This window comes from Candidatus Cryosericum hinesii, assembly GCF_003570985.1.
Taxonomy (GTDB): Bacteria; Caldisericota; Caldisericia; order Cryosericales; family Cryosericaceae; genus Cryosericum; species Cryosericum hinesii.
Window position 1 is genome coordinate 125,389 of record NZ_QXIW01000033.1, and the last position, 4,188, is coordinate 129,576.

4 protein-coding genes are annotated in these 4,188 nt (G+C 57.2%); 1 reads left to right on the top strand and 3 read right to left on the bottom strand.

Annotated elements, in window-relative coordinates; all coding sequences use genetic code 11:
- The 3 genes from SMC3_RS08685 to SMC3_RS08695 form a co-directional block, all read right to left on the bottom strand.
- Nucleotides 1–1,973 (bottom strand): xanthine dehydrogenase family protein molybdopterin-binding subunit (locus tag SMC3_RS08685; RefSeq protein ID WP_207799734.1); only part of this gene is annotated, 1,973 nt, incomplete at its 3' end.
- Nucleotides 1,970–2,443, bottom strand: a complete 474-nt coding sequence (locus SMC3_RS08690; RefSeq protein WP_119088132.1) for a (2Fe-2S)-binding protein — start codon at nt 2,441–2,443, stop codon at nt 1,970–1,972. The genes SMC3_RS08685 and SMC3_RS08690, both read right to left, overlap by 4 nt.
- Entirely contained in the window at nt 2,440–3,273 is an 834-nt protein-coding gene (locus SMC3_RS08695) for an FAD binding domain-containing protein (protein ID WP_165846699.1), read from the bottom strand. The genes SMC3_RS08690 and SMC3_RS08695 overlap by 4 nt, the downstream gene beginning before the upstream one ends.
- Before the next feature lie 154 nt (nt 3,274–3,427).
- Here SMC3_RS08695 and fdhD point away from each other — a divergent pair, with 154 nt between their 5' ends.
- On the top strand, nt 3,428–4,162 hold the full coding sequence (gene fdhD / locus SMC3_RS08700) for a formate dehydrogenase accessory sulfurtransferase FdhD (RefSeq protein ID WP_119088134.1): 735 nt from the start codon (nt 3,428–3,430) through the stop codon (nt 4,160–4,162).
- Nucleotides 4,163–4,188: the final 26 nt, after the last annotated feature.

Here is a 4,188-nt window from a genome sequence, read left to right on the forward strand (position 1 = left end):
GGGGACACGAACGACTGTGTCGTTGCGATCTGATGCTGATTGACCTCGTAGTAGGCACGATAGGCAATATCAGATACAGAGACCTTCTTTCCGCTCCGTACCGATAGCACGTTCCCATCCTCCATATGATAGAAGGAAAGGATGGGGTCCGGCTGATCATTATCGTACTCAACCTTGGGCTCTGCGGTAACAAGTTGCTGGTCCAACTCCTCGCCCAGGATCTCGGCTGCTACTGAGAAGATCTGATTGCGCACTGCCTTTGCCGCCTTGACGACTGCGCCACCCGAGACAAACGTGGTCGACGAGGCATAGGCCCCGACATCAAACGGCGTCAGGTCAGTGTCGCTGGAAAGAACACTGATCTTATCCATGGTGATGCCCAGCACTTCAGCCGCCATCTGCGACAGAATCGTGTCGGACCCTGTTCCAATGTCTGTAGCCCCCATGGTCATGTAATAGCTTCCGTCTTCGTTGAGTTTGATGGAGGCAGAAGCCATGTCGATCAGCGGAATGCCGGAGCCCTGCATATGCATCGACATTCCAACGCCACGGACCTTGTGACCGTTGCGCGTGCGTTTGCCGCGTTTTTCTGTCCAGCCGATCGCCTTGGCTCCGAGGTCGACAAGGGTCGGCAATGAACTGCTCGTGATCGTCTGGGCGACTCCCTGACGACCCTCGCCGAGAGCCTCGAAGATCGGCGAACCTTCCCCGACTCTGATCATGTTCATCTTCCGCAGTTCGATGGGATCCATGCCCAGCTTAGCAGCAAGGTCGTCGATCGTGGTTTCGAGAGCAGCGTATCCTTGAGTTGCCCCGTACCCACGATACGCTCCAGGGACAGGAAGATTCGTATAGACGGCGTCCCCAAAGAACCGCACGTCAGTTGCCTTGTTGTAGAGCGGCAGTGTTTTGCTGCCCGTGTTGGACATCACCGTGAGGCTGTGACTGCCATAGGCCCCGGTGTTGCTGAGAACATACATCTTGAGAGCTCTGAAGTGACCCTGCCTGTCGCAACCGATACTCATGTCGATCTTCATCGGGTGACGGGTCCTGGCCGAGACAAATTCCTCTTTGCGCGTCAACTCGATCTCACATGGGAGCCCCGTTTTGATGGTTCCGTAGGCCACAAGGTCGTCGATGAGGATTTCCTGCTTGGTGCCAAAACCACCACCGATCCGAGGCTTGATGACGCGCAGCTTGCTCATGGAAAGACCAAGAATCCTCGAGACAATACGGCGCACATGCCAGGGGACCTGCGTACTCGACACGATGACGATCTTCCCCATGTCATCCGTATAAGCGAATGCCGTATGTGTCTCCATTGGAGTGTGCTGGGCATAATGTGTCTGGAACGTCTCAGAGATGGTCACCTCGGATTCCGCCAACGCCTTGTCGACATCGCCAACGTTGACGTCCAAGTGCGCTGCAACGTTATGCGCCGAATCATATGCACCCTTTGGGTCCTCAGGATGCACGATCGGAGCTCCCGGCTTCATTGCGTCATCGGCGTCAAGCAGAGCAGGTTCTTCCTTGAAACTCACCTTGATGAGCTTGAGCGCCTGTTTTGCAATATCCTCGGAGTCCGCGAAGACAGCAGCCACGCGGTCACCTATGAAACGCACGCGCTCCGTGAACATCTGGTTGTCGTAGGGGGAAGGCTCCGGCCAACCCTGTCCAGCCGTCGTGTAGAACGTACGCGGCGTGTTCTTCCACGTCAGTACGAGGCGAACACCAGGCAGTGCCTCTGCAACAGTGGTATCGATCGAGGTAATAACGCCATTCGCGATCGGACTAGCCAGGATCTTTCCATGAAGACGGTTCGGAAAATCACGTGCCGCAATATCATCGGTGTACATCGGGGCTCCGCTCGCAAGAGCGTAGCTGTCGACCTTGTCGACGGACTTGCCGACCACATGCGTCGCCGGATACGATCCTTCGGTCAGGTGACGGAAACCCTTTCTCTCAATGCTCATTTCGTGTCCCCTTTCCGGAGCTGCGCGGCGGCATCGAGGACTGCCTCAACCTGCTGTTCGTACCCGGAGCATCGACAATAGTTGCTGTCCATGGCCAGCCGGATCTCTTCTTCGGTGGGATCAGGATTGTCATCGAGCAGCGCCTTGGCAGATGTGATGGCGCCGGGCACACAGTATCCACATTGGACAGCACCGTTCTTGACAAACGCTTGCTGAAGGACGTGAGGGTGAGCCTGATCCCCTATGCCGCGTACGGTCGTCACGGCGCGTCCGTCGGCTTTGGCGGCTAGCATCAGGCATGAAGCGACGGGGCGCCCGTCCAGCAGGACGGTGCACGCACCGCAGTCTCCCGTATGACAGCTGCCCTTCACCTCGAGGTAACCCTCGCGTCGCAGAACATCGAGGAGAACCTCGTCCGGCTGAACATCAAAGAAACGTTCAACGGTATTCACTGTTATCGAAATAGTCATTGTGCCACCCCTGTCATGTGCTCTTCCAGGTTTACGATAGCCGCCCGCACCAGCTCACGACGGAACTCGCCCGTCGCACGAAGGTCACTGCCGACCTCGACGAACTCGGGAGCAATCTCTGCGAGTCTGGCGAAGGTCTCATGCGACAACGGCTTTCCGACAAGTTCTTCAGACAGTCTTGGGTAGAGAGCCGCATGACCCGGACGACCCGCAAACACCAGCGTTGCCCCGGTCACCGTCTTGCCGTCACACGCAACAAGCGCCGAGAAGTGCAGCGTGGAGATGTCCTGCTGCGTACGTGTGAATCGCCACAGGAATCCCTTCGATCCGGCATTCCCTGCCGGCAGCAGAACACCCTTGATGATCGCACCCGGCTGCTTCGCTTCGATGTATCCAGCGAGAGGAATGAGTTGTTCGGCACCATCAAACAGCCGAACCTGTGCGCCCAGGGCAATGAGGTGAGGCACAACGTCATTCCACGGCTGGTTGCGCCCAATGACTCCGCCGACAGTGATCATGTCCCTCAGGTTGTTATGAGCAATATGGCCCGTCCACCAGGCGAGCGAACCGCCAGCGTACTGCCTGATGTCGGCGCTGCGACTGATCGTCGTGAGTGTGGTCTGAGAACCGATTTCGATCCCTTCCGCGGTTACTGCAGTGTAGTCGAGACCACAGCGCGACAGGTCGATCAGGGTCGTAATCTCCGGGTTCCGCCGGAGGACCAGTTCCACCCCACCGCCAACATACGCGGCAACAGGACCCAGCTGCTTCGCTCTGACGAAAGCATCCTCCAAAGATGTTGCATGATAGTACTGAGTGATTTTGCCCATGAGGGCCCCCTTACAGACAATGCTGATTTTCATATATATCATACCCTCGTGACTCGGCAAATGCAACATCCAAGCAGGCTGGGAGCCCAGCTTGGTCTCTGGCATCCAGCGACAACCGACCTATACTGGACTCAGTCTTGGGAGGTGGCAAGCGATGATGACAACCATCTGGAGATACGACCGCAGTGGCACTGCGATCAGGTGCGAGGACGAGGTCACGGAAGAACGCGCACTAACCATCTATGTGAACGGCACACTGGCAGTGCACCTCGCGAGCTCGGGCGAATTGGTCGATGAAGCCGCGGTCGGCCACGCTGTGTCTGAAGGCTGGGCCCGACCCACTCAGATCCTTGCTGTCAACGTGGAAGAACGCTCGGCGTTTCTTACCATTTCCCCCGATGCTCCAGGACCGGATGCACCCACATCAATCGACATCGACTGCATTTCGGGAGACGCACTAACTGAAGATATCGCTATCTCACCTGGATTTACCGTGTCGGCCTCCCGCCTTCAGGATCTGGCCGAGGAGATGCAACGCAGCGCTCTCCACTGGAGGACCACTGGCGGTGTCCACGCAGCCCTTATCGCACAGGGAGAGCATGTCTTCAACTGTGAGGACATTAGTCGTCACACGGCACTCGACAAGGTCATTGGCCACGCTCTGATGCACGCCTGGAATGTCAGAGAGGCAGTCCTGATGGGGACGGGACGTATTCCAGCCCAGGCAGTTGCCCAAGCGGCCCGTGTCGGGATACCAGTACTGGCCTCGAGGAGCGCAACGACTGCTCAGGCAATTGCTCTTGCGGAAAGGGCTGGAATTACAGTCGTCGCATTTGTGCGAGCCGGACGTATGAATGTCTACTCACACCCGGAACGAGTAGTGCCCTAGAAGCTCTGTTCAAGGGACATCTACTA